Annotated in this window: 13 protein-coding genes; 4 read left to right on the forward strand and 9 right to left on the reverse strand. The window is 69.2% G+C overall.

The genetic code is table 11. The features are described from left to right. Positions 1-23 precede the first annotated feature (23 nt). The 7 genes from QHF84_RS31305 to QHF84_RS31335 all read right to left on the reverse strand — a co-directional run bounded on the left by QHF84_RS31305 (position 24) and on the right by QHF84_RS31335 (position 10,616). Positions 24-2,387, reverse strand: a complete 2,364-nt coding sequence (locus QHF84_RS31305; RefSeq protein ID WP_281317143.1) for a Tex family protein — start codon at positions 2,385-2,387, stop codon at positions 24-26. A 174-nt stretch (positions 2,388-2,561) separates the two neighbouring features. Next, entirely contained in the window at positions 2,562-3,452 is an 891-nt protein-coding gene (locus QHF84_RS31310; protein ID WP_281317144.1) for an ion channel, read from the reverse strand. A 105-nt stretch (positions 3,453-3,557) separates the two neighbouring features. Continuing rightward, a complete protein-coding gene (locus QHF84_RS31315; protein WP_281317145.1) occupies positions 3,558-4,949 on the reverse strand; it encodes a hypothetical protein in 1,392 nt (463 codons plus the stop codon). Between the two features lie 65 nt (positions 4,950-5,014). Continuing rightward, a complete protein-coding gene (locus QHF84_RS31320) occupies positions 5,015-6,112 on the reverse strand; it encodes a tyrosine/phenylalanine carboxypeptidase domain-containing protein (RefSeq protein WP_281317146.1) in 1,098 nt (365 codons plus the stop codon). A 5-nt stretch (positions 6,113-6,117) separates the two neighbouring features. Then, positions 6,118-7,449 carry a PhoH family protein gene (locus QHF84_RS31325; protein WP_281317147.1) on the reverse strand — a complete coding sequence of 444 codons (1,332 nt, stop codon included), beginning with the start codon at positions 7,447-7,449 and terminating at the stop codon, positions 6,118-6,120. A gap of 126 nt (positions 7,450-7,575) precedes the next feature. Continuing rightward, positions 7,576-9,114, reverse strand: coding sequence for an aminopeptidase (locus QHF84_RS31330; RefSeq protein ID WP_281317181.1), 1,539 nt, complete (start codon positions 9,112-9,114; stop codon positions 7,576-7,578). A gap of 140 nt (positions 9,115-9,254) precedes the next feature. Next, a complete protein-coding gene (locus QHF84_RS31335) occupies positions 9,255-10,616 on the reverse strand; it encodes a sigma-54 dependent transcriptional regulator (protein ID WP_281317148.1) in 1,362 nt (453 codons plus the stop codon). A gap of 131 nt (positions 10,617-10,747) precedes the next feature. Between QHF84_RS31335 and QHF84_RS31340 the strand changes: the two genes are divergently transcribed. Together QHF84_RS31340 and QHF84_RS31345 are read left to right on the forward strand one after the other, a co-directional pair. Then, positions 10,748-12,433, forward strand: coding sequence for an aminotransferase class I/II-fold pyridoxal phosphate-dependent enzyme (locus QHF84_RS31340; RefSeq protein WP_281317149.1), 1,686 nt, complete (start codon positions 10,748-10,750; stop codon positions 12,431-12,433). A 229-nt stretch (positions 12,434-12,662) separates the two neighbouring features. Next, positions 12,663-13,493: a hypothetical protein gene (locus QHF84_RS31345; protein ID WP_281317150.1), complete on the forward strand. Its 831-nt coding sequence runs from the start codon at positions 12,663-12,665 to the stop codon at positions 13,491-13,493. 93 nt (positions 13,494-13,586) lie between these two features. Here the strand turns inward: QHF84_RS31345 and QHF84_RS31350 are convergent, their stop codons facing one another. Next, positions 13,587-16,271 (reverse strand): hypothetical protein, encoded by a 2,685-nt coding sequence (locus tag QHF84_RS31350; protein WP_281317151.1) that lies wholly within the window; start codon positions 16,269-16,271, stop codon positions 13,587-13,589. A 260-nt stretch (positions 16,272-16,531) separates the two neighbouring features. Here QHF84_RS31350 and QHF84_RS31355 point away from each other — a divergent pair, with 260 nt between their 5' ends. Then, on the forward strand, positions 16,532-17,629 hold the full coding sequence (locus QHF84_RS31355) for a class I SAM-dependent methyltransferase (protein WP_281317152.1): 1,098 nt from the start codon (positions 16,532-16,534) through the stop codon (positions 17,627-17,629). 122 nt (positions 17,630-17,751) lie between these two features. Then, positions 17,752-18,501: an aquaporin Z gene (gene aqpZ / locus QHF84_RS31360; protein WP_281317153.1), complete on the forward strand. Its 750-nt coding sequence runs from the start codon at positions 17,752-17,754 to the stop codon at positions 18,499-18,501. Positions 18,502-18,522: 21 nt separating this feature from the next. On the opposite strand, the gene QHF84_RS31365 is transcribed toward aqpZ, so the two are convergent. Continuing rightward, on the reverse strand, positions 18,523-23,289 hold the full coding sequence (locus QHF84_RS31365; protein WP_281317154.1) for a MopE-related protein: 4,767 nt from the start codon (positions 23,287-23,289) through the stop codon (positions 18,523-18,525). Between the last annotated feature and the right edge of the window lie 60 nt (positions 23,290-23,349).

The raw sequence follows: 23,349 nt of genomic DNA on the forward strand, positions 1-23,349 counted from the left end.
CCGACCCCGCGCCGACCGCCCGCCTACCGCTTCAAGAGCGTCGCGAACGGGTTGTTCGTGAACTTCCCCTGCGGCTGGGGTTTGCCCTGGGGACCCTTGCCCTGCTGCGGCCCGCCACGCCCTTGCTGCGGACCTTGCCCGCCGCGGCCCTGCTGCGCGCCCTGCGACTGCGCCCCCGGCTGCGGACGCTCGCCCTTCCGCGCCGTGAGCGAGATCCGCTTGCGCACCATGTCCACCTCGAGCACGCGCACCTTCAGCTTGTCGCCGACCTTCACCACCTCGCTCGGATCCTTCACGAACCGATCCGCGAGCTGCGACACGTGCACGAGCCCGTCCTGGTGCACGCCCACGTCCACGAACGCGCCGAACGCGGTCACGTTCGTGACCACCCCTTCGAGCTCCATCCCGGGCTTCAGGTCCTCCATCGTCCGCACGTCATCGCGGAACTTCGGCGGCTCGAAGCTCGCGCGCGGATCACGCCCCGGCTTCTTCAGCTCGACGAGGATGTCGTTCATCGTGTACTCGCCGACGTCGCCGCCGATGTACTTCTTCGGGTCGATCCGCCCGATGAGCTTCGTGTCGCCCACGAGCGACGCGACGGGCACACCGAGGTCTTCGGCGATCTTCTCCACGAGCACGTAACGCTCCGGGTGCACCGCGCTCCCGTCGAGCGGATGCTCGCCCCCGCGGATGCGCAAGAAGCCCGCGCACTGCTCGAACGTCTTCGGCCCGAGGCCCGCCACGTCGAGCAGCTTCTTCCGGCTCGAGAACGCGCCGTGTTGATCGCGGTGCGACACGATCTTCTTCGCGAGCGAAGGACCGATGCCCGCCACGCGCGAGAGCAAGGGCGCGCTCGCCGTGTTGAGCTCCACGCCGACCATGTTCACGCAGCTCTCGACGACCTCGTCGAGCTTGCGCGCGAGCAGCGACTGGTACACGTCGTGCTGGTACTGCCCAACGCCGATGCTCTTCGGATCGACCTTCACGAGCTCGGCGAGCGGATCCTGGAGCCGCCGCGCGATGCTGATCGCGCCGCGCACCGTCAGGTCGAGGTCCGGGAACTCCTCACGCGCCACGTCGCTCGCCGAGTACACGCTCGCGCCGGCCTCGCTCACGGGCACGCAGAAGATCTCCTTCAGCCCCTCGGCCGCGAGCACATCCCGGACGAACTGCTCCGTCTCGCGCCCGTGCGTCCCGTTGCCCACGGCGACCGCGCGCACGCCGAACTTCCGGCACAGATCGCGGATCGTCCGCTTGCCGCGCTCCTCGGCGTCCGCGCCTTGCACGAGGTAGATCGTCTCGTTCGCGAGCAGCTTGCCCGTGTCGTCGACGACCGCGCACTTGCAGCCCGTGCGTTGCCCCGGATCGATCCCGAGCACCGCGTGCGTCCCGAAGGGCGCCGCCAGCAGGAGCTCTCGCAGGTTCTGCGCGAACACCTCGACCGCCGCGCGATCCGACTGCTGCTTCAGCTCCACGCGCACGTCGATCTGCACGCTCGGCGCGAGCAGCCGCTTGTACGCGTCGCTCACCGCCTTGCCGAGCTCGCCCGCCCAGGGCGAGCCGCCGTCGAGCCCGCTCATCTTCCCGATCGGCGCGAAGAGCTTCTCCCCATCGAGATCCACCGACGCGCGGAGGATCCCCTCCGCCTCGCCGCGTCGGATCGCCAGGTAGCGATGCGACGGCATCCCCGCGACGGGCCCTTCGAACGTCGCGTACGTGTCGAACTTCGTCGCCTTGCCCTCGTGCTCCTCGTTTTTCTTCACGCGGATCACGCCGTCTTGCATGTACGCCTCGCGCACGAGCTTGCGCACGTCGGCGTTCTCCGCGATCCGCTCGGCGCAGATGTCGCGCGCGCCTGCGAGCGCCGCCGCGACGTCGGGCACCTCCTTGGCCGCGTCGACGAAGGCCTTGGCCTCCTCGTCGGGGTTGCCTTCCTTCGCCTGCGACCAGATCCGGTCCGCGAGCGGCTCGAGCCCGCGCTCCTTGGCGATGATCGCGCGCGTCCTGCGCTTCGGCTTGAACGGCAGGTAGAGGTCTTCGAGCTCGGCCTTCGTCGCGCAGCCGACGATCTTCTTCTTCAGCTCGTCCGTCAGCTTGCCTTGCTTGCCGATCTCGTCGAGCACCTGCCGGCGCCGCTCGTCGAGCTCCACGAGGTACGTGCGGCGCTCCTCGATGGCGCGGATCTGCACCTCGTCGAGCCCGCCCGTCGCCTCCTTGCGGTACCGCGCGATGAACGGCACCGTCGCGCCCTCGGCGAGCAGCTTTACAACTGCCGAGACACCCGATCGGGGCAGCGTCAGCTCCTCCGAGAGGGTCGGGACAGGGTCGAAAGCGGGCAGCGTGATCGTGGGCGAGGCCACCGTGGTGGAGTCGGTCGTGACGGTCATGGGAGGGGACGCTTTATCCATGGCCTGCACGGCTGTCCAGCGGGAATCGACCGTTTGCCCCCGCGTCCGCACGCCTGCCGGAGGAAGACCACGTCCATCCGTGCGGGACGGGCCCCTTCCCCGGGAAAACTGAAATATCGATTGCATGTCGGGCGTGCAATCACGCCCGCGAAATCACGCCGCCTTCGGCGCCTCGTCCGGGGCCGCCTCGACCTTCGGCTCGTGCGGGACGCACAGGTTGATCCGCGTGATGTCCAACGCGCGCCTACCATCCGGCCGCACCACGATCATGTCCTCGAAGCGCGCGTTCTCCACGATGTCGTCCGCCGCGTAGGCGTACCGCGCGTGAATCGTCTGCCCGAACGTGCTGTCGAGGCCCGTCAGGATCGCGAGGATCTCCACGTTCCCCTGGCCGAGATCCTCGATCGTCATTCCGTGGAGCGGGCTGTGCTCGTCGATCGGGTGCATCACCGTCCACGTCATCGCGAAGATCGGGTTGTTGGCGCGGACCAGGTTGAGATCGAAGAACCGCCGCATCCGCTCGCCCTCGCTCGTCGTCTCGAACTTCAGCGCGCAGACGCGCATGCTCGCCTCCACGATCTGGTTCGCTCGCGCGTTCGCCACGCGGAACACGAGGTGCGGGATGCCGTTGCGCTTCGTCAGCAGCGCGACCTCGCTCCATGCGACGCGCGCGAGCGGCCGCGCGAACTTCGCGAACACGATGCCCGTCGCCAGCGCCAGGCCGAAGAGCCCGAAGATCGCCTCCACCGTCACGAGCACGTGCGCATAGAGCGTCTTCGGCGCCATCGCTCCGTAGCCGATGGTCGCCATCGTTTGAACACTGAAGAAAAACGCGTCCGTGAACGAACCCGGCTCCGCGTTGGCGATGTCGTCCCCGCCGAGGAGGTAAAGACCCGCGAACACGAGGTTCGTCCCGAGGTAGGCCGTGAAAAGCGAGAGGGCCACGACCGGCCAGCGGGCCTTCATCACCGAATGGTAGAAGTCGTGCCACGACGTGATCTGCCCTTGGACCGTGACGCCGGCGAACTCTCCGCTGCGGGTCAAGGTTCGTGTCCACTTCGCCGGCGACCGGGAGGGAGATGGAGGGACCTGCTCTTGGCTCATCGCGCCGGCGAGCGTACCGAATTCGCGCGACGGGGGAAACGCGGCTCAGGGCGCGAGCGCGACCAGGAACGTCTCGTAGTACCCCGTGCCGGGCGTCGGCCCGAGCCCGAAGTCCACGGCGCCGAGCGCCGTCCCCGCGACGAACACGCGCCCCTGCCCGTCCACCACGGCTTGCTGCCCCATTTGCATCTCCGACCCGCCGAAACGACGCAGGAACACCGGTTTCCGATCGGCGTCGAGCTCCGCCACGAATGCGTCGCCCCAGATCTCGCCCTCGTTCGCCGCGAGGCTCGCCTCGCCGAACGACATGCGCCCGGCCATCTCTCCCGTGAGGATCACGCCCCCGTCGGCCGTCACCGCGACGCCGTGCCCACGATCCCAGCCGTCGCCCCCGTAGAGAACGCTCCGCCGGTGATTCGACGCCGCGTCGAGCTCCAGGAGATACGTGTTCGAGTCGTATTCGTTCACGGCCTGGATGAGTCCACCGCCGAGGTCGACGTTCCCCTCGACGTCTCCCGTGATCACGAGCCCGCCGTCGGCCGTGAACGCGACGCTCCTCGCATCGTCGTAATACCCCGCGGCGCCCATCGCATGGCCCCAGAGCGGTTTTCCGTCGAGATCGTACGTCATGACGAACCCATCATGCCACCCGCTCGATTGCAGATACTCTTCTCCGAAGCCCACATCCAGGCTGTTCATGAATTGACCCACGACGGCGATCCTCTCCCCCTGCACCGCGATGTCCTCGACGGTCGAGAGCTCGGCGCCTTTCAGCATCCGCGACCACAAGGGCGCGCCCTTCGCGTCGAGCCGCACGAGGAAGCTGCGGAACGAAGTGTCCTCTGGCTCGCCGATCCCGAGATCCAGCGGGCCGCGCGTCGTCCCCGCGACCACCGCGCCCCCGTCCGGCATCGCCGCGACGGCCGTGCCGCGTTGCGATTCCGCGCCGCCGAACGTCTGCACCCAGGCCACTTTCCCCGCCGGATCGAGCTTCGCCACGAAGGCGTCGTCACTGCCGTCCCACGGCAGCGAAATGCCGTCGAGATCGATCGGCCAGCCGAACGTCCCCACAATCAGCGCCGAGCCGTCCGGAAAGACCGCGACGTCGTCCGACACCTCCGCGAATTCGACGCCGAACGCGCGGCTGTAGACGTGTTTGCCTTCGCCGTCGTACCGCGCGACATACGCCTGATAGTTGTTCCCTGGCCCCGGCAGCGTGCCCCCGCCGAGATCGACGTCTCCGTAAAACCGACCCGACACGATCACGCCGCCCGACGCGACACCGGCGAGCCCCAACGACCCGGCATAACTGTCGCGCCCGAACCGGCGCACCCACAACGTCGTCCCCGGATCCCCGAACGAGGCCTCCGAGGCGTCGCCGCAACCCACGAAAAATGCCGAAAGCCCCACGACCCCGAGCAAGCGAAGCATGGACACGCGTCACCTCACGCAACGAAAAGGATAAGCCTTCTCGCGACGCTAGCAGATCCGGTATGCCCGGGTCACGCCCCGGAACGGGACGCAAATGGCCGAAGCACGGCTGCCGCGTCCACCGACACGCGCCCCGCGCCGAGCACCCCGTCGAGCGACGGATCCACCGCGAGCGCCGCTTCCACGCGGAGCAGCGCCGGCAAATACACGACCTCGCGCCCGAGCCCGCCCCCTCGATAGACCCGCGCCGTGATCCGAAGCGCGTCCGGGACGCTCGCCCCGTACGAAAGCAGGAGCCGCGCCGCCTCCACGAAATCGGCCCCCGCTTCGAGCTTCCGCGCCGCCACGTGCCGGAACGCGAGCTCGCGCCGCCGCCCGCCCACGAGCGCCCCCGCGCGCCGCTCGAGCCAGAGCGCGCGCCCCTCCTGATCATCCGCGCCGCATTGCGTCCCGATCACGAAAATCCCGAGCGACATCCCCGCCGCCCGGCACCGCGGCAAGACGTGCCCATCGATCTCGTGGAGCACCGTCCGCTCCACGTCGGCCCGCGTCATGTACCGCCCCGCGGCGACCTGCACGACGCCCTCGCCCGTCGCCGCGAGCGACGACAGATCCCGCACCACGACCACCCGGAACGGCAATCGCCGCGCCCCGATCTCCGCGCGCATCCGCACGAGCAGCGATCCCTCCGCCGCCTCGTCGTCGCTGCGAATCGGCATGTCCTCCTCGGAGGCGCGCGGCGGCGGCTCCGCGAGCCAGCGCCGCGCGAGGTCGTCCGCGGCGTCGTCGTAATGGTCGCGCCGGCCAAACCTTTTTCGCGCCGCCGCCCAGAGCCCCTTCGTCCCGACCGCCGAGCAGATGAGCGCCTCCGCCGCGATCTCCCGGGCCCTTCCGGCGTACACCGCGCCGAGCGGCCCTTCGTTCTCCAGGAACGCCGCGAGCTCGCCGAGCGCGCGCACGAGGCCCTCGTGATCGGGCGGCGGCTCGTACGAGAACCGCGGCGCCTCGTGATCACCACGCGCCCATGCGCTGCCCAGCCTGTCGAGCTCCGCCCGCAGGTTCGTCGGCGTCGTGCACATGATCACGCGCACGCGCGCGGCCGCCTGCACGAGCGCGTTTCCCGCGTCCGTGATCCATGGCGACGAGTGAGGGCCTGGCGCGCGCGGCACGGTCCCTACAGCAAGTTCGCCGCGAGCTCCGCGAGCTCGCTACGCTCGCCCTTCGCCAGCACCACGTGCCCGGCGATCTGCTCCTGCTTGAACCTGTCGGCCACCACGCTGAGCCCGTTCGACGCGTGATCCACGTACGGATTGTCGATCTGGTGCGGATCACCCGTGAGGATGATCTTCGTCCCTTCGCCCGCGCGCGTGATGATCGTCTTCACCTCGTGCGGCGTGAGGTTCTGCGCCTCGTCCACGATGAGGTACTGATGCGGCAAGCTGCGGCCGCGGATGTACGTGAGCGGCTCGACCTGCACGATCCCGCTCTCCAGAAGCTGCACGAACCCGCGCCCGTCCGCGCCGCCGCTCTTGCCACGCGTGGCTCCGCTCGAGAACAAGAACTCGAGGTTGTCGAAGATCGGCTGCATCCACGGGTTCAGCTTCTCGTCGACGTCCCCCGGCAAGAACCCGAGGTCCCGGCCGAGCGGCATCACCGGCCGGCTCACGAGCATCCGCGAGTAGCTCCCGTCCTCCACCGTCCGCTTGAGCCCCGCCGCCAGCGCGAGCAGCGTCTTGCCCGTGCCCGCCTTGCCGATCAGCGTCACCAGCCGGACCGTGTCGTCGAGCAAGAGGTCGAGCGCATACGCCTGCTCCTTGTTGCGCGGCCGGACGCCCATCACCCCGTCGCGCGGCGTACGCAGCGACACGACCTGCCCCTTCGAAGCGTCGTACCGACCGAGCGCCGTGTGCGTCGCGGTCGCCTCGTCACGCAGGAGCACGCCCACGTTCGGGTAGAGCGCCGAGCGGTGCGGTGCCGCGACGAACCCGTTCTGGAAAAACAGGTCCACGTCGGTCCCCGGCACCTCGACCTCCAGCACCGACAGCTCGTTCTCCGGATCGGGCGCGTTCTGGCTCTCGTACGTCTCCGACGTCACGCCGAGCGCGTCCGCCCGGATGCGCAGGTTCGTGTCCATCGTGACGAAGATCGTCGGCTTGCCCTTGTCCTTGTCGCGGACGTCGATCGCCACCTGCAAGATCGCGAGGTCCTGCGACTTCGAGTCGAGCCCCACGAGCGCATTCGGCCGCCGCTCGGGGATCGCGATGCGGAGCGAGCCCCCGCGTTCGAGCGGCACGCCCACGGAGAGCGCCCCCGCGGAGCTGCGCAGGCCGTCGAGCAGCCGCGCGATCGTGCGCGCGTTGCGCCCTCGCTCGCTCCCTTCCCGCTTGAACTGGTCGATTTCCTCGATCGCGTAGATCGGGATGATCAGGTCGTTGTCCTCGAACTTGAAGATCGCGTGCGGGTCGTGGAGGAGGACGTTGGCGTCGAGGACGTAGTTTTTCCTCATGGCTGAGCTTCTTCGGCCCGTTGCAACTGGGGTTTGGGGCGTAGCTCGGCTTGTCCGAGCGCAGCCCCAATCGTTGTCAGGAATGACGGCCAGGCGGCGTAGCCCCCGACGGGGAACTGCGCAAGGCTATACCATTCGCACGTATCGCCCGTGACGGATGAGCGGCTCGCCGTCCAGATCGACGTCCGTGTCGGCCGCGGCGAACGCGAGCTGACCGTGCGACGTCCAGAGCGCCCCCGTCCGCGAGGCGAAATTCTCCCCGAGCGACAGGTGCAAGCCCGGCATGTTCTCGTCGTGGATGAGCTCGCCGAGCGGCGCCGCGATGCCGATGTTCGCTCCGAGCGACAAGAGCCCCACCCGATCGTGGCCCATCGCTTCGTTGATGAACTTCTCGACGTACGTCTTCACCGCGTTGTCGCGGCACTCCACGCGTTGCACCCGCCCGCCCTCGAACGTGAGCCGGATCGGCCGGCTCGACAGCGAGCCGAGCCGCGATCCATAACCGCCGCCCATCGACGCGTCGACCACGTACGTGCCCGTCACCTGCCCGGGCGACGTCACGAGCGCGCCGTACGGCACGTTCAGCCACTGGCCCGAGCGGATCGTGCTGCCGTTCGCGAACCAGCGCAGGTTCGGCGCCATCTCCACTTCGAGCGACGTGCCCGCCTGCGAGCGCACCTGGAGCCTCGAATGCGGCTTCATCGCGTTCCGGAGCGCCGCGATGAGGTCGAAGACCCGCGTCGAGCTCGCCAGCATGCTGTTCACGAACGCGCGCCGGCTCGTCCCCACGATGTGCACGTGACGCGCGCGGTTCGCCGTGGCCGCCATGACGAACGTGTGCCGCGCGTCGTACTCCCCCTCCTCGTACGTCGCGGCGAACAGCGTCACGTCCGCGCCCGGCACCGCCGCGAGCACGTCCGGCGGGCAGCGCCCCCACGGCCGCGGCGCGAGCGCCTCCGCGTCGATCCGCTCCACCCGCGCCCGCCGCTCCTGCGCCACCTGCTCGAACGCGCGCGCCACGCCCTCGTTCTGCCGGTCGTGCACGATGAGCAGCCGCTCGTTCGTCTCGAGCGCGACGAGCTCGTCGAGCACACGCGCCGCCGGCGTCACGAGCCCCGGATCGACCGCCGGCCGCGCCGAGAGGAGCGTCTGCGCCCGCGGCGGCGCCGGCGGCCGCGAGGTCGAGTGCGCGAGCGACGAGGGCGGCGGCGAGGTCGGCGGCGGCGGGATCGTGGAGATCGTCCGCGGCGCCTGCGAGCCCGGCGACGCAGGGAGCGGCGTGCGGCGCGGCTGCGTCGACGGCGCCCAGGAGCGAGGCGCGGTCGAGGGCGGCGGCGGCGTCACGCCGCGGGAAAACCCCACGGGCGAGGGCGGCAGCGGCGTCGAGCGCCCGGACGGTATGGGCGGCGGCACGGAGGCCGGGTTCGTCGGGCGCGTGGCCGGCGGCGGGGGCGTCGGCGTCGGACCGCGCTGCGGGGGCGGCGAGAAATACGGTTTGCCGCTCGTCGAAGGCGCGGGTTTGTCGTCCGGGTTCGTCGCCGGGGACGACGGCTCACGCGCGGCCTTCGGCTCGCCGTTCGAAGGAAGCTCGGAGAACGCGCGCCGCGACGACCCGCGCCCCGGCGAAGGTGGCGTCGGTCCCGGTGCGCCGGGCGGACCCTTCATGGTCGTCACGGTCGAAAAGCTACCCAATTTTTCGCGACGTGTCAGGCGCCGTGTCGGTCCGCTGACGCTTTCAACCCCATGGCACAAAACCGCCATACGAATGGATCCCGCGTAGCTCGGTTCGCGCCCGAGCCCTGGGATCACAGGTCGATCCGGTAGTCTTTGATCTTGTAGAGCAGGGCGCGGTGGCTGATCTCGAGCACCTCGGCGGCGCGCGTGCGGTTGCCCTTCGTCTTCTGCAGCGCGCGGCGGATGAGGATCTCCTCGATGACGCGCGCGGTCTTCTTGATCGAGAGCTCCCCGCTCGTCAGGTGGAGCTGGATCGGATCACGCGCCTCGCGGATGCGCTCGGGCAGGTCGTCGGCCTCGATGCTGTCTTTCTCGGCGAGCACCATGGCGCGCTCGATGGTGTTTTCGAGCTCGCGCACGTTGCCCGGCCAGCCGTACTCGAGGAGCAGGCGGCGCGCCTCGGGCGAGAGCGCGCGGATGTTCGTCCCGAAGCGCGCGTTGTTGCGGTTCATGAAGTGCTCGACGAGCAGCGGCACGTCCTCGCGCCGCTCCCGGAGCGGCGGGATGCCGATCGGCAGCACGTTGATCCGATAAAAGAGATCCTCCCGGAACCGACCCGCCTGCGTCTCGGCGTGCAGGTCGCGGTGCGTCGCGGCGATGATCCGCACGTCGACCTTGATGTCCTTCGAGTCGCCGAGCCTCCGGATCGTCTCCTCCTGCAGCACCCGGAGCAGCTTCACCTGGAGCGGGAGCGGCAGCTCGCCGATCTCGTCGAGCAGGAGCGTGCCGTGGTTTGCCTGCTCGAACAGGCCCACGCGATCGGTGGTCGCGTCGGTGAAGGCGCCGCGCCGGTAACCGAAGAGCTCACTCTCGAGCAGGCTCTCCGGGATCGCCCCGCAGTTCACCGCGACGAACGGCCCGCCGCGCCGCGAGCTCCGCCGGTGGATGGCCCGCGCCACGAGCTCCTTGCCCACGCCGCTCTCGCCGGTCACGAGCACCGTGGTCTTGTAGTCGGCGATCTTGGCGATCGTCCTGAAGATCGCCTGCATGCTCTCGCTCTTCGCGAGGATCTCCTCGAAGGTGCTCTCGCGCAGGATCTCTTGCTTGAGCGCGCGGTTTTCCCGGCGAAGGGTTTCCCGCTCCTCGGCCTTGCGCAACGTGAGCAAGAGCTCCTCGGCCTTGAACGGCTTCTGGATGTAGTCGTACGCGCCGGCCTTCATCGCCTCGATGGCGAGGTCGACGTTGCCGTACGCGCTCATCACGATGACCGTCGCCGGATCACCCTTCGCCTTCAGGGTCGCGAGCAGATCGAGCCCTCCGAGCCGGGGCATCCGCACGTCCGTGAGGATGAAATCCGGACCGAAAGATTCGAGCAGCGCGAGCGCCTCCTCGACCCCCGGCGCAAGCTCCACCTCGTAGCCGTCGCGCTTCAGGAAGGAGCGAACGACGACCCGCAAGTTCTCTTCATCGTCGACGACCAGGACTCGACGCATGGATCCTCGCAAACTTTTCTACACGGATCGAGGCTACCCTGCAACGGTTGCACTGGGGGCACGATTGACAGGGGCTTCCATGAGCCGTATCCCCGGGTCCGGAAGATGCGGCGGGGGCCGAGGATCCTTTCATGAGCGTGATCGATCGACTGGGAAAAAAGCTCTCGTCCTCCAGCGCCGTGATGCGCCTCATCAGCAACGACCGCGTGATGCAGGTGGCGACGGGCCTCATGGACGCGCGAGGCCGGCTCGAAGCGGCCAAAGAGCGCGCCTCCGAAGCCTGGAGCATCCTCCTCAACGGCCACGCCCTGCCCACGATCGACCCGGCCCTCGAAGGCGGCGACGACGTCGTGGGCGCAGCCAAAAAGAGCCCCGCGCCCGCGGAGAAACCCGCCGAGCCCAAGGCGAACGGCGCAACGAACGGAGCGGCCGCGCACGCCAAGACGAACGGCGCCGCGACGAACGGCGCCGCCGCGCACGCCCCGACGAACGGCGAAGCGGGCAGCGGCGAAGCGACGAGCACCGAGGCGCCGAAGCCCGCGGGCCCCGGGAGCGCGGCCGAGGAGAAGCTCGCGCAGCAGATGGCGTCGCGCACGTCGCTCTCGCGCATCGGCGGCCGGGACGTCTTCGAGAAGTGTTACAAGTTCATGACCGCGGACAACGCCCGCGCCATGGGCGTCTACCCGTTCTTCCGCCCGCTCGACTTCAACAACGGGCCGGAAGCGCAGCTCGAGGGCCGCAAGGTCATCATGCTCGGCTCGAACAACTACCTCGGGCTGACCACGCACCCGAAGGTCCGCGAGGCCGCGAGGAACGCGATCGACAAGTACGGCACGAGCATGACCGGCTCGCGCCTGGTGAACGGGTCGATGCGCCTGCACAACGAGCTCGAAGAGAAGCTCGCGGCCTACCACGGCAAGGAGGCGGGGCTCGTGTTCACCACGGGCTACCAGGTCAACATCGCCACCATCAGCGCCCTTCTCTCCAACAAGAAGAGCGTCGCCGTCATCGACAAGGACGACCACGCCTCGATCTACGACGGCGTCCGCCTCGGCCAGGCCGCCGGCGCGCGCATGGTCCGCTACCGGCACAACGACCCCGAGGCGCTCGACCAGGCCCTCGCCGAGCTCGACACGAGCGAAGGCGCGCTCGTCATCACGGACGGCGTCTTCAGCGCGCAGGGCGAAATTGCGAACCTGCCCGGCATCGCCTCGGTGGTGAAGAAGCACAAGGCGCGGCTCTTCGTCGACGACGCGCACGCGCTCGGCGTGATCGGCCCCGGCGGCCGCGGCACGGCCGCCCATTTCGGCGTCGCGGATCAGGTCGACCTCATCGGCGGGACGTTCTCGAAATCGCTCGCGTCGATCGGCGGCTGGCTCGTCGGCGAACGCAAGGTGCTCGATTACATTCAGCACTTCGCCTCTAGCTTCCTCTTCGCCGCGAGCGCCGCGCCGCCGTGCGTGGCCGCGGCGATGGCCGCGCTCGAGGTCATGCAGGAGGAGCCCGAGCGACAGGAGAAGCTGCGCGAGAACTTCACGTACATGCGAAACGAGCTGCGCCGCCTCGGCTTCGAGCTCGGGAAGACCGAGACGGCCGTGATCCCGATTTACATCCGCGACGATCTCCGCACCGTGATGATGTGGAAGACGCTGCTCGACGAGCACTCGATCTACGTGAACCCATTCATCACGCCCGGCGTCCCCCCGAAGCAGCAGGTCCTCCGTACGAGCTACATGGCGACGCACGAGCGCCATCACCTGGATCGCGCGCTCGAAGCATTCGAAAAAGTCGGCAAGAAGTTCGGCGTGATCTCGTAGCGCCACGCTTGCCCGAAGAGCGTCCATCGTCCCCCTTGGACGCTCCCGCGACTCCCTCCGCGTGAACGCGCGCGTACCATGACGCGTAGCCCGGCGTTCACAGCGACGCGTGAAGCTGCACCCCAAGCAACGTAAGACGGTGGCACGGTGCGTGTTACGCACCCCCGTGGTACGAATACGCAGGCGCCCCGCGCGCTCGTTGCGGCGCGTCCGTCGCTGGAGGGTTTTCATGTTCTTGCGTCCATCCTTCGCCAAGCTTTTTGGCCCGAGCGCCTTGTTCCTCGTCCTCGCCGTGAGCGGCAGCGGCTACGGCGGTTGCTCCGACGCCGATGCCCAGATCCAATGCGACGCGAACGGGGAAAACTGCATGATCTGTGACGGTTACGGCTGTCACCCCGCCAATCCCAACGTGGGCCAGGGCGGCGGCGGCGGCGCCGGCGGCCAGGGCGGCGGCAATCCCGGATGCGACCCGAACGTGACCACCTGCGCGTGCGTCGACAATGGCGACTGTCCCTCCGGCAAGGTCTGCCTGGACGGCCTCTGCCTCGTCGGCTGCAACCACAGCTACGAATGCGGCGCCGGCAAGGTCTGCGTGAACGGGCAGTGCGAGGTCGGCTGCGACGCGAACAGCCCGTGCCAGTCTGGATACATCTGCGACAAGGGCGTCTGCGTCGCCGACCCCGTGACCGCGTGTCCGATGAAGCCCTGCGCGAGCAACGAGGCCTGCATCGACGGCATCTGCGAGCCCTCCTGCACCAAGAACAGCGACTGCCCGGCCGGCGAGATCTGCGACAGCACGGCCGGCGGCTGCATCCCCGATCCCTCCCCCATCCCCGGCTGCGGCCCGGGCAAGGAGCCCTGCCCCGGCGCGGCCCAGTGCGGCGCGGACGGCTACTGCCATTACCCGTGCGCCGACCTCACCGCCTGCAAGCTCATCGACAATCGTTTCGTCGCTTGTGATCAGGGGACCTGCAAGACGAACGAAGAGGTCAACCCCGAGTGCGACCTCGATACCCCCTGCCCGGCCGGCAAGGATTGCATCTCGAACGAATGCCTGTGACCGTCGGCTGACGAATCCGCCACAAAAGAGCACGGGGAGCGCGCCGGCTTTCGCCGACCGCTCCCCGTGTTCGTTTCACCGCCTCACGTCGAGCTAGCGACGCTTCCTGCGGATCGCCAGGGCCCCGAGGGCCGCGAGCGCGACGAGCGCCGCGTTGCCGCTCTCGCCGCCGCGACCGGCCGCGCAAATCAGGCCGTGGCCCGTGAGGAGGATGCCGTCGTCCGACGGCTCTTCGACGGGCGCGTCGTCGGCCTTGTCGTTCGGATCCTTCTCGCCTTCATCGACGACGCCGTCCTTGTCCGTGTCCTCGTCGCCGTCGCTCACGCCGCCGCCGTCGGTGTCCGGCTTCAGCGGATCCGTGGTCGTCGCGCCGCTGTCGCCGTCGGGCACGCATTGGCCGGCATCGGCATTCGTCCCCGCCGCCGAACAATCCTTGCCGAGCTCGGTGCCGTCCTTGAGGCCGTCATTGTCGCTGTCCGGGTCGAGGGCATTGACGAGCCCATCGCCGTCGGTATCCACGCCGGGGCTCGGCTCCTCGCCGTCGGGCACGCCGTCGTCGTCGCTATCGCCGTCGTTCGGGTTGGTCCCGATCGCCGTCTCTTCGTCGTCGGTCAGCCCGTCGTCGTCGTCGTCGGGATCGCCGTCGTCGTCGCCGCCGTGGCCCTTCGTCGGATCGGTCTCGCCGGGGTCGACCACGCCGTCCTTGTCCGTGTCCTCGTCGCCGTCGGCGAGCCCGCCGCCGTCGGTGTCGGGGTTCAGGGGCGCGGTCGTCGTTGCGCCGTTGTCGCCGTCGGCCACGCAGTTGCCGGCGGCCGGGTCGGTCCCGTTCCCCGAGCAACCCTTGCCCATTTCCGTGCCGTCCTTCAGCCCGTCGCCGTCGCTGTCCGGATCGAGCACGTTCTTGATGCCGTCGCCGTCGGTGTCGTCCGCCGGGTTCGGCTCCTCTCCGTCGGGCACGCCGTCGTCGTCGCTGTCGGCGTCGTTCGGATCGCTGCCGAGGCTCCCCTCGACGGCGTCGCTCAGCCCGTCGCCGTCCGCGTCCGGGTTCGTCGAATCGTCGTCGCCGTGGCCCGCCGTCGGGTCCGACTCGTCCGCGTCGACCACGCCGTCGAGGTCCTTGTCCTCCGAGCCGTCGCTCACGCCGCCGTCGTCCGTATCGGCGTCGAGCGGCGACGTCGTCGTCGCGCCCATGTCGCCGTCGGGCACGCAGCTCCCGGCGGCCGGGTCCGTCCCTGCGTTCGAGCAATCCTTGCCGAGCTCGGTGCCGTCGAAGAGCCCGTCGTTGTCGCTGTCCGGATCGAGCGGGTTCGTGAGCCCGTCGCCGTCCGAATCGAGCGTCGGATTCGGCTCCTCTCCATCGGGCAAGCCGTCGTCGTCGCTGTCGGCGTCGTTCGGATTGGTCCCGATGCCCGTCTCGAAATCGTCGGTCAGCCCGTCGCCGTCCGTATCCGTGTTCGTCCCGTCGTCCCCGCCGTTGCCCTCCGTCGGGTTCGTCTCGCCTGCGTCGACCACGCCGTCGCGATCCTTGTCTTCTGCGCCGTCGCTCACGCCGCCGGCGTCCGTGTCGGGGTCGAGCGGGTTCGTCTTCGTCGCGCCCATGTCGCCGTCGGGGATGCAATGGCCTGCCGCGGGATCGATCGCGGGCGCATTGCAACCGCTCCCGACCTCGGTCCCGTCGAAGAGACCGTCGTCGTCGCTGTCCGGATCGAGCGCGTTGATGAGCCCGTCGCCGTCCGTGTCCACGTCGAGGCTCGGCTCCTGGCCATCCGGAATGCCGTCGTCGTCGCTGTCGGCGTCGTTCGGATCGGTGCCGAGCGTGCCCTCCGCGAAATCGGGGATCCCGTCGCCGTCGGTGTCGGGACAGCCGTTGTCGATCGCGCCGTCGCAATCGTTGTCGAGGCCGTCGCAGACCTCGGTCCCGGGTTCGTCCGGGAACGCGTTGCAGACCGCCTGCCCCTCGGCGTTGCAGACCATCACGCCCGTCACGAGGCACTCGCCGACGCCCGCGGAGCACGCCTCGCCGGCGCCCATGCAGGTCTGCGGAATGCAGCCGCCCGCGCCGCAGCTCACCGGATCGCTGAGCAGATCGGGCAGGCTCGCCGGGCCGGTGAAGTCCTGCGAGAGGGACGTGCCGTTCGAGGCCGTGCCGCAGGCGATACGAAGCGGCTGATCGAGGCTCACGCCCGCGGCGATGAGCGCGTTCCGCTCGACGGCCCAGTCGATGAAGAAGTCCGCCGTCGGCGCGGCGAGCGGGAAATTCGAGCCCGCCGGGACTTCACGCGCGTATCCGTAGCCCATCGCGCCCATCGTGAGCGGGTCGAGGTACGTATGGAGGAGCGTCTCCGGCGCGTCGCCGGGATTGTCCGGCATCTGCTGCGTCGTATTGGCCCAAAGCCGCACCTCGTCCGGGTTCGAGATGCCGTTGACGAGCGTGCTGTATTCGTAATTGCTCGAATCGTTGTCCGTATCGATCACGCATCCCCAGCCGAACGGGCTGAAGTTCGTCGGGCCCTGCAGGACGGTCTCGTCGATCCGCAACCGGAAGTAATAATGGGTCGCGTCGCTGTACACGTAGGCGAGCGGGAATTGCTCATTGCCGACCATGTCGCGCGAGTTCTGGGCATCACCTTCGGGATCGCTGAGCGGCGTCGTCATGCCCGTCGCCGGATCCGTGCGCGTCAACGCGACCCACGAAGCGTCGGGCGGAAACGTCTGCGCGCGCGCCGTGACGGGCACGGCGAGCCCCAGGAAGCCCACGATGAGAGCGACGCCGCTCACGATCGTTTTGTGCCCCAATATACCTCGTCGTTTCATGTTCTCCCTCGGACTGGGGTTCATGGCTATCGTCAGGGACACATATCACACAAAACGTACTGGACGAGATCCTGAATGTGTTGGCATCTTGCGCATGCACTGCCCGCTTACCAGCCTCGAAATGAGGACAAGACCCTGCAATTGAGGACGGGAGTCCTCATCCACGTCGCCACGATTCACACCTTCGTGGAAAGTTATCGTGGGACTTTTTCTCCGTCCCGGGCATGATGCGTCCCCCCGCGGAGGTGATGGTGTTACACAAACGCTTCGGTACCGACAAGACTGGCCTGGAAACACGCTTTGACGCCCAACGAATCGCCTTCGCGCCGATCGTATTTCAGGCCACGCGGCTCCTGCGATCGACAGGTTTGCTCGAAGCCGTCGAGGATCGCGGCGCCGAGGGGATGACGGCCTCCGAGGCGGCCGCGAAGACGGGGCTCTCCATCTATGCCGCGACGGTCCTGCTCGAATGCGGGCTCTCGGCGGATCTCGTGGCCTACGACGACGGCAAATTCGTCATCACCACGCTCGGCGCGTTCATCCGCCGCGACGAGATGACGGCCGTGAACATGGAGTTCGTCCACGAGGTCTGTTACCTCGGCATGCACAAGCTCGAAGACGCGCTCCGCCTCGGCAAGCCCGCGGGGCTCGAGGTCTTCGGCGAATGGAAGACGGTCTACGAGGCGCTCGCGCACCTGCCCGAACACGCGAAGAGCGCGTGGCTGCGCTTCGACCATTTTTATTCGGACGCCGCCTTCCCCGCGGCGAGCCGGCTCGTGCTCGAACGCGAGCCGCGGAACCTGCTCGACATCGGCTGCAATACCGGCAAATGGGCCTCGATATGCCTCTCGCGCTCGCCCGATCTGCGCGTGTCGCTGGTCGACCTGCCGGGCCAGCTCGACATGGCCATGAAGACCCTGCGCGAAATGGGCCTCGACGGCCGCGCCGTGCCCTGCCCCGTCGACGTGCTCGATCCGCACGCGGAGCTGCCCTCGGGCTTCGACGCCGTCTGGATGAGTCAGTTCCTCGTGTGTTTCTCGGAGGACGAGGTGCGGACGATCCTGCGCCGCGCCGGGCGCGCGCTGCGCCCCGGAGGTCGGCTCTGGATCCTCGATACGTTCTGGGATCGGCAGCGCTTCGACGCGGCGGCGTATTGCCTGATCAACACGTCGCCGTATTTCACGACGATCGCGAACGGCAACAGCCGCATGTACCGCGCCGAGGACATCCTCGCGCTCGCCCGCGAGGAAGGGCTCGCGCTGCAGGCGACGCACGAGCGGCTCGGGATCTACCACTCGCTCCTGGAGCTCGCGCCCGGCTGACCTCGGACGACGTGCCCCGGAGGCGATGAGCACGTTCGACGCGGGCGCGGAGAAGCAGGGCGGCGCCTGGACGCGGGCGCGCCCTACCCCACGTTCCTCTGTGGGGAAAGGGGGGACGTCTCATGTCCATCGGACGAAAGGCCATCGCAGAGGCCGTCGGGACGTGCTGGCTCGTGCTCGGCGGCGTGGGCAGCGCGGTCATCGCGGGTGAGAAGATCGGAAACGTCGGCGTCGCATTCGCGTTTGGCCTGACGGTGCTCACCATGGCCTACACGTTCGGCCACATCTCGGGCGCGCACCTGAACCCGGCCGTCACCGTCGGCCTCGCGTCGGCCGGGCGCTTTCCGCGCGCGGAGGTGCTGCCGTACATCGTGGCCCAGCTCGTCGGCGGCTTCATCGGCGCAGGCCTCTTGCTGATCATCGCGCGCGGGATGCCGGGCGGGTACGACCCCGCCATGAGTGGCCTCGGCGCAAACGGCTACGGCGCGCACTCGCCGGCCGGCTACTCGGCGTCGGCTGCGTTTTTCGTCGAGGTCGTCCTGACATTCTTCTTCGTCGTGGTGATCCTCGGCGCCACGTCGAAACGCGCGATGAACACGTTCGGCGGGATCGCGATCGGCCTGTGCCTGACGCTGATTCACCTCGTCGACCTCCCGATCACCAACGCCTCGGTCAACCCCGCGCGCTCCACGGGGCCTGCGCTGTTCGTGGGTGGCTGGGCGCTCCGGCAGCTCTGGATGTTCTGGGTCGCGCCGCTGCTCGGCGCCGCGCTCGCGGGACTCGCGGCGCGCGCGCTCGAGCCGGATCAGGTGCTTCGCAAGGCGCGCCCCGGTCCGCCAGGGCCGGCGGAGGAGCTGCCCACGCGGGCGTAGGAAGGTAGAGAGGGGAGAGGGTTACGCGCGCCGCTTGCGGCGCAGGACGAGCGCGCCGAGCGCGGCGAAGGCGAGGGCCACGCCGCCCGGCGCGCCTTCCGTTTGCCCCGTGGCGCAGGCGCAACCGCCGCCGGCCAGGCGAATCGCTTCCTCCGGGGACACGCACAGGCCCGGCGCGGTGTTCGTCGAGGTGCACTCCTCGCCCGTCGGGCAGCCATTGCCACCTTCGCCGCGGCAGCCCTCCGTGCACGAGCCTTCCACGCAGATCTGACCGCTGTTCGGGCCGCCGCAATCCTCGTCGGTCTCGCAGGGGTTCGGCACCACCTTGTCGTCGGCCGGATCGAGCGGGTTCGTCTCGCCCGCGTCCACCACGCCGTCCTTGTCCTTGTCCTCGAGGCCGTCGCTCACGCCGCCGTCGTCGGTGTCGGCGTCGAGCGGATCGGTCTTCGTCCCGCCCTTGTCGCCGTCGGGGATGCAGTTGCCCGCCATCGGGTTCGTCCCCGGCCCCGAGCAATCGAGGCCGAGCTCGGTCCCGTCGAAGATCCCGTCGTCGTCGCTGTCCGGATCGAGCCCGTTGATGAGCCCGTCGCCGTCCGTGTCGACCCCGACGCTCGGCTCCTTGCCGTCCGACACGCCGTCATCGTCGCTGTCGGCGTCGAACGGATCGGTGCCGATCTGCATCTCCTCCGCGTCCGTCAGCCCGTCGCCGTCCGAGTCGAGCTTCGTCGCGTCGTCGCTCCCGTCGTTCGGATCGATCTCGCCCGGATCGATCACGCCGTTGCCGTTCGTGTCCTCGTCGCCGTCGGACACGCCGCCGTGGTCCGTGTCCGGATCGAGCGGCGAGGTCGTCGTCGCGCCCATGTCGCCATCCGCGACGCACGTGCCCGCGGCGGGGTCCGTGGCCGGCGCGCTGCAATCCTTGCCCATCTCGGTGCCGTCGAAGAGCCCGTCGCCGTCGCTGTCCGGATCGAGCGCGTTGATCGTGCCGTCGCCGTCGGTGTCGTCGGTCGGGTTCGGCTCCTGCCCGTCGATCACGCCGTCGTCGTCAGTGTCGGGATCGGTCGGATCGGTGCCGATCGTATCCTCGAGCTCGTCGCTCAGCCCGTCGCCGTCCGTGTCCGTCACGGCCACGTCGTCGGCGCCGTTCCCGGCCGTCGGGTTCGTCTCGCCCGGGTCGATCTTGCCGTCGAGGTTGAAGTCCTCCGACCCGTCGCTCACCGTCCCGTCGTCGGTGTCCCAATCGAGCGGATCGGTCTTCGTGAGCCCGCCGTCGGCGTCGGCCACGCAATGGCCCGCCGTGATGTCCGTCGCCGGATCCGTGCAATCGAGGCCGAGCTCGGTGCCGTCGAAGAGCGCGTCGTTGTCGCTGTCCGGATCGAGCGCGTTGATGAGCCCGTCGCCGTCCGTGTCCTCGGCGAAGGCAGGTTCGTCGCCGTCACGCACGCCGTCGTCGTCCGTGTCCGCGTCGTTCGGATCGGTCCCGATCACCTCCTCGTCGTCGTCGAAGATCCCGTCGCCGTCGGTGTCCGGCGGATCGTCGGCGCCGTGGCCCACGGTCGGGTCTGTCTCGCCCGGATCGATGACGCCGTCCTTGTCCTTGTCCTCGGCCCCGTCGCTCGCGCCGCCGTCGTCTGTGTCCCAGTCGAGCGGATCGGTCTTCGTCGCGCCGCCGTCGCCGTCGGGGATGCATTGGCCCGCGGACGGGTCGGTGTCGGGGTTATCGCAGCCCTTGCCCATCTCGAGCCCGTCCGGCAGCCCGTCGTTGTCGCTGTCGGGGTCGAGCGCGTTCATGAACCCGTCGCCGTCCGTGTCCTCGCCGAGGTTTGGCTCCTCCGCGTCGGAGACACCGTCGTCGTCCGAGTCCCAGTCGAACGGATCGGTGCCGAGCATCAGCTCCAGTTTGTCGAGCAGGCCGTCGCCGTCGCTGTCGAGCGGATCGTCCTCGCCGTTGCCCTTCACCGGGTTCGTCTCGCCCGGATCGAGCTTGCCGTCCTTGTTCTTGTCCTCGTCGCCGTCGGACACGCCGCCGTCGTCCGAGTCCGGATCGACCATCGACGTGCGCGTCGCGCCGAGGTCCGCGTCGGCGAGGCAAGCGTTCGCCGCGGGGTTCGTCGACGGGTGCGAGCAATCGTTGCCGACCTCGGTCCCGTCGAAGAGCCCATCGCCGTCGCTGTCCGGATCGCGGACGTTGATCTTGCCGTCGCCGTCGGTGTCGTCGGACGGGTTCGCCTCGTCGCCGTCGAGCACGCCGTCGTCGTCGCTGTCGGCGTCGTTCGGATTCGAACCGAGGAAGACCTCGAGCTGGTTCGTCAGCCCGTCGCCGTCGTTGTCGAGGTTCGCGAGCTGCTGATCGTCGGGCGCGTTGCCCTCGGTCGGATCGGTCTCGTTGAGGTCGGTCCGGCCGTTCAGGTTGCGATCCTCGGCCCCGTCCCTCACGCCGCCGCCGTCGGTGTCCCGAGCGACCGGCGAGGTCTGGAGGTTGCCGCCGTCCATGTCGGGCCGGCAGTTTTGCGCGACCGGGTTCGTCGAGGGGTGCGAGCAGTTCTTGCCGGCCTCCGTGCCATCGAAGAGCGCGTCGTCGTCGCTGTCCGGATCGAGCGTGTTGATGAGCCCGTCGCCGTCGGTGTCGTCGGACGGGTTCGCCTCGTCGCCGTCGAGCAGGCCGTCGTCGTCGCTGTCGAGGTCGTTCGGATTCGTGCCGATCGTCTTCTCCAGCCCGTCGCTCAGCCCGTCGCCGTCCGTGTCCTGCGTCTGGCCGTCGTCCGCTGCGTGGCTGGCCGTGGGATCCGTCTCGTTCGGGTCGACGACGCCGTCGAGGTTCGTGTCCTCCGACCCGTCGTTCACGCCGCCGCCGTCCGTGTCCGGATCGAGCGGGTCCGTCTTCGTCAGGCCTCCGTCCTTGTCGGGCCTGCAATGGCCGGCGGCCGCGTCCGTACCGGGCCCGCTGCAATCCTTGCCGAGCTCGGTGCCGTCGAAGAGCCCGTCGTCGTCGCTGTCGGGGTCGAGCGCGTTGATGAGCCCGTCGCCGTCCGTGTCGACCGCGCCGTTGATCTCGCTGCCGTCGGCCGCGCCGTCGTCGTCGGTGTCGGCGTCCGCGGGGTCGGTCCCGATCTTCTCCTCGATCGCGTCGATCAGCCCATCGCCGTCCGTGTCCGGGCAGCCGTTGTCGAGCACGCCGTCGCAATCCTCGTCGATCGTATTGCCGCAGATCTCGGTGCTCGGCGTCCCCGCGACGGCGTTGCAGGCCGTCCCGCCCTCGGGCGTACACACGACCGAGCCGAGGACCGCGCACGCGCCGAGGCCCGCGACGCACGCGGCGCCGAGCCCGAGATCCTCGTCCTCGAGGCCATCACAATCGTCGTCGGCGAAGTTGCACGTCTCGGGGAGCTCGCCCGGGAGAACCGCCGGCACGCAGGCCACGCCGCCCGACGAGCAGGCCGTGATCCCCACGCTGCAGGCGCCGTCGAGGCCGGTCGCGCAGGGCTGTCCGCCACCCGGATCACCGTCGTCGGCGAAGCCGTTGCAATCGTCGTCGAGCCCGTTGCACGTCTCGGTTTGCGGGGTGCCCGGCGTCGCGCTGCACGTCGCGCCGCCTTGCCCGTTGCAGATGGTCACGCCCGAGGCCGCGCAGACGCCGAGCCCCACGGTGCAGCTCGTGCCGAGGGCGAACCCTTCGTCCGTCTGGCCGTCGCAATCGTCGTCGAGCGAATTGCACGTCTCGGGGGTCGAACCGGGCGCCACGTTCGGCGTGCACTGGACGACGCCGGAGAGGCAGTTCTCCGTGCCCGCGCCGCACACGCCGGCGAGGCCCGTCGTGCAGGCGCCGCCGCCCTCGGGGTTTCCGTCGTCGACCACGCCGTCGCAGTTATCGTCGACCGCGTTGCACGTCTCGTCCGAGGGTTCGCCCGGGAACGCGTCGCACACGGCCTGACCCGCCGCGTTGCAGTAAAGCGACCCCGACGTCGCGCACGCGCCGATCCCGTCCGAGCAGAGCTGCCCGTATCCGGCGCAGGTCTGCGGAATGCAGCCCGATCCGCCGCAGAGATACGGATCACTCAGGACGAGCGCGAGGCTCGCCGTGCTCGTGAAATCGGTCGACAGCGTGGAGGTGCTGACGCCGGTGCCACACGCGAAACGGAGCGGCGTCCCATCGCCGACGCCCGCGGCCTGGAGGAGAGATTTTTCGACCGCCCAGTCGACGAAGAAATCGGCGTCCGGCGCCGCGATCGGAAACACCGAGCCCGCCGCGACCTGCCGCGCGTATCCGAAGCCCGGCTGCCCGACCTGCAGCGGGCCGAGGTAGGCCTTCACCATCACCTCGGGCGTATCGGCCGGGGAGCCCGGGGTTTGCTGGGTCGTGTTCACCCAGAAGCGCACGGCGTCCGGCGCGGAGATGCCGTCGACGATCGCGCTGAACTCGAAATCCGTGGCGTCGGCGTCCGCGTCGATCACGCACCCGAAGCTCGAGCTGTTGTCGAAGTTCGTCGGCGCGGCGAGGGCCGTCGTGTTGACGCGCAGGCGGAAGTAGAAGTGCGTCCCGTCCGCGTGCACGTACGACACGGGGTTCGCCGTGTTGCCCACGATGTCACGCGCGCCGGTCGCGTCGCCGGAGACATCGCCGATCGGCAGGTGCGTGCCCGAGCCGGCGTCGAAGCGCGTGAGCGGCGCCCACGTCGCGGCGGCGGGGAAGGTTTGCGCGGTCGCGGCCGCGGAGAGCGTGGTGGCAGCGAGCGCGAACAGCAGCGCGATGCTGCGCCCCCGGCGTCTGCGAGAGTCGAACGTTCCCATGAAGTCCTCGTATGGTTCTCCGACATAACCGCGGTGACAAACACGACGCAAGGGCGATGC

Source organism: Polyangium sp. y55x31 (assembly GCF_029946505.1).
GTDB lineage: Bacteria > Myxococcota_A > Polyangia > Polyangiales > Polyangiaceae > Polyangium.